The 3,181-nt window shown below is 54.1% G+C and carries 2 rRNA genes; both read right to left on the bottom strand.

The annotated features are described in order from the left end of the window. Positions 1 to 61 precede the first annotated feature (61 nt). A 5S ribosomal RNA gene (gene rrf, locus Q668_RS14755) occupies positions 62 to 175 on the bottom strand. A 94-nt stretch (positions 176 to 269) separates the two neighbouring features. Then, positions 270 to 3,161 (bottom strand): 23S ribosomal RNA (locus Q668_RS14750). Positions 3,162 to 3,181: the final 20 nt, after the last annotated feature.

Raw genomic sequence — 3,181 nt, 5'->3', positions numbered from 1 at the left:
TCCCGGGCCTGAAATGAAAAAACCCCCGGCAGCAACGCTGTCGGGGGTTTTGGTATTAAGAGCCTGACGATGACCTACTCTCACATGGGCGAACCACACTACCATCGGCGCTGGTCTGTTTCACGTCTGAGTTCGGGATGGGATCAGGTGGTTCCAGACCGCTATGGTCGTCAGGCAAAACGGATGATCACTGGGAAGGACGAGATGGAACGTGATATTAATTTCTTAAGCTTTCGCTCTGCGTTATCCGCAATTGTCTTGGGTGTTATATAGTCAAGCCGCACGAGCAATTAGTACTGGTTAGCTCAACGCCTCGCAGCGCTTACACACCCAGCCTATCAACGTCCTGGTCTTGAACGGCTCTTCAGGAGGCTCAAGGCCTCAGGGAGATCTCATCTTGGAAGGGGCTTCCCGCTTAGATGCTTTCAGCGGTTATCCTGTCCGAACATAGCTACCGGGCAATGCCACTGGCGTGACAACCCGAACACCAGAGGTTCGTCCACTCCGGTCCTCTCGTACTAGGAGCAGCTTTCCTCAAATCTCCAACGTCCACGGCAGATAGGGACCGAACTGTCTCACGACGTTCTAAACCCAGCTCGCGTACCACTTTAAATGGCGAACAGCCATACCCTTGGGACCGGCTTCAGCCCCAGGATGTGATGAGCCGACATCGAGGTGCCAAACACCGCCGTCGATGTGAACTCTTGGGCGGTATCAGCCTGTTATCCCCGGAGTACCTTTTATCCGTTGAGCGATGGCCCTTCCATACAGAACCACCGGATCACTATGACCTACTTTCGTACCTGCTCGACGTGTCTGTCTCGCAGTCAAGCGGGCTTGTGCCATTACACTAACCGCACGATGTCCGACCGTGCTTAGCCCACCTTTGTGCTCCTCCGTTACGCTTTGGGAGGAGACCGCCCCAGTCAAACTACCCACCACACAGTGTCCTCATCCCCGATAAGGGGACCAAGTTAGAACCTCAAACATGCCAGGCTGGTATTTCAAGGTTGGCTCCACTCGAACTGGCGTCCGAGTTTCAAAGCCTCCCAGCTATCCTACACAAGCATGCTCAAAGTTCACTGTGAAGCTATAGTAAAGGTTCACGGGGTCTTTCCGTCTAGCCGCGGATACACCGCATCTTCACGGCGATTTCAATTTCACTGAGTCTCGGGTAGAGACAGCGCCCCCATCGTTACGCCATTCGTGCAGGTCGGAACTTACCCGACAAGGAATTTCGCTACCTTAGGACCGTTATAGTTACGGCCGCCGTTTACCGGGGCTTCGATCAAGAGCTTCGCACAAGTGCTAACCCCATCAATTAACCTTCCGGCACCGGGCAGGCGTCACACCGTATACGTCCACTTTCGTGTTTGCACAGTGCTGTGTTTTTAATAAACAGTCGCAGGGGCCTGGTATCTTCGACCGGCTTCCGCTCCACCCGCAGGGGTTTCACGTACACACCGGCGTGCCTTCTCCCGAAGTTACGGCACCATTTTGCCTAGTTCCTTTACCCGAGTTCTCTCAAGCGCCTTGGTATTCTCTACCTGACCACCTGTGTCGGTTTGGGGTACGGTCTCGAATAGCCTGAAGCTTAGAAGATTTTCCTGGAAGCAGGGCATCAATGACTTCGCGCCCTTGGGCACTCGTCGTCACGTCTCAGGATTGTGGACCCGGATTTGCCTAAGTCCACTCCCTACTCGCTTAAACCGGGACAACCGTCGCCCGGCTCACCTAGCCTTCTCCGTCTCTCCATCGCAGCTATCCAAGGTACGGGAATATTAACCCGTTTCCCATCGACTACACCTTTCGGTCTCGCCTTAGGGGCCGACTCACCCTGCGCCGATTAGCGTTGCGCAGGAACCCTTGGTCTTCCGGCGTGCGGGTTTTTCACCCGCATTGTCGTTACTCATGTCAGCATTCGCACTTCTGATACCTCCAGCAAGCTTCTCAACTCACCTTCGCAGGCTTACAGAACGCTCCCCTACCCCGCATACAATGTATGCAGCCGCAGCTTCGGTGACCAGTTTGAGCCCCGTTACATCTTCCGCGCAGGCCGACTCGACTAGTGAGCTATTACGCTTTCTTTAAAGGATGGCTGCTTCTAAGCCAACCTCCTAGCTGTCTGAGCCTTCCCACATCGTTTCCCACTTAACTGGTACTTTGGGACCTTAGCTGGCGGTCTGGGTTGTTTCCCTCTTCACGACGGACGTTAGCACCCGCCGTGTGTCTCCCGGATAGTACTCACAGGTATTCGGAGTTTGCATCGGGTTGGTAAGTCGAGATGACCCCCTAGCCGAAACAGTGCTCTACCCCCTGTGGTATTCGTCCGAGGCGCTACCTAAATAGCTTTCGGGGAGAACCAGCTATCTCCGGGCTTGATTAGCCTTTCACTCCGATCCACAAGTCATCCCCTGGCTTTTCAACGACAGTGGGTTCGGTCCTCCAGTGCCTGTTACGGCACCTTCAACCTGCTCATGGATAGATCGCCCGGTTTCGGGTCTATGTCCAGCGACTGATTCGCCCTATTCAGACTCGGTTTCCCTACGGCTCCCCTAAACGGTTAACCTCGCCACTGAACATAAGTCGCTGACCCATTATACAAAAGGTACGCCGTCACAGAACAAGTCTGCTCCGACTGCTTGTACGCATACGGTTTCAGGGTCTATTTCACTCCCCTCACAGGGGTTCTTTTCGCCTTTCCCTCACGGTACTGGTTCACTATCGGTCAGTCAGGAGTATTTAGCCTTGGAGGATGGTCCCCCCATGTTCAGTCAACGTTTCTCGTGCGCCGACCTACTCGATTTCACTGGACTCAGGTTTCGGATACGGGGCTATCACCCACTATGGCGGCTCTTTCCAGGGCCTTCTCCTACCAGTTGTCCAGCTTAAGGGCTGGTCCCCGTTCGCTCGCCGCTACTTAGGGAATCTCGGTTGATTTCTTTTCCTCGGGGTACTTAGATGTTTCAGTTCCCCCGGTTCGCCTCTTACACCTATGGATTCAGTGTAAGATACCTAACCGAAGTTAGGTGGGTTTCCCCATTCAGAGATGTCCGGATCACAGCTCGTTTGCCAGCTCCCCGAACCTTATCGCAGGCTTCCACGTCTTTCATCGCCTCTGACTGCCAAGGCATCCACCGTATGCGCTTAGTTGCTTGACTATATAACCCCAAGACAACTG

Origin of the sequence: Marinobacter sp. ES-1, assembly GCF_000475255.1 — a bacterium.
Lineage (GTDB): Bacteria > Pseudomonadota > Gammaproteobacteria > Pseudomonadales > Oleiphilaceae > Marinobacter > Marinobacter vinifirmus.
Note: the sequence above shows the minus strand (reverse complement) of the source record. Positions and strands in the feature narration are given on the sequence as shown.